Origin of the sequence: Streptomyces sp. BE303 (assembly GCF_036290945.1) — a bacterium.
Classification (GTDB): domain Bacteria; phylum Actinomycetota; class Actinomycetes; order Streptomycetales; family Streptomycetaceae; genus Kitasatospora.
In genome coordinates this window covers 1-398 of record NZ_JAQYWZ010000515.1, presented here as the reverse complement: position 1 = coordinate 398, position 398 = coordinate 1, and the positions used below count along the sequence as shown (strand labels likewise).

The following is a 398-nucleotide window of genomic DNA, read 5'->3' as shown; positions in this document are numbered from 1 at the left end:
CGTCGTCTCGGTCTTGTCGCTCGTCAGGGGAACGACGCTCGGCGTACCAATTGCTGGCCAGGCCCTCCTGCACTCCTACGGACTGGACAGTGAAGGTGGTTACCCGCTATGGCTCTGGTCGGTGAAGTCCAACATCGGCCACACGCAGGCGGCGGCCGGTGTCGCCGGCATCGGCAAGAGGGTCCGGGCGATGCGGGAGGAGGCCGTGCCCGCCTCCCTGCCCGCGGACGAGCCGACGACCGAGGTCAACTGGTCGGCGCGCGCCGTCGACTTGCTGACGGAGACGCGGCCCTGGAGCGCCGGCGACCGGCCTCGTCGGGCGGGGGGGTCGGCGTTCGCCGACAGAGGGACGAACGCGCACGTTGTCGTGGAGGAGCCCCCGGCAGTCGATACAGCCG

General features: G+C 70.9%; 1 pseudogene. It reads left to right on the top strand.

Annotation, left to right across the window (positions count from 1 at the left end):
* A pseudogene (locus PUR56_RS10890) lies at window positions 1–398 on the top strand (hypothetical protein); the annotation flags it as partial.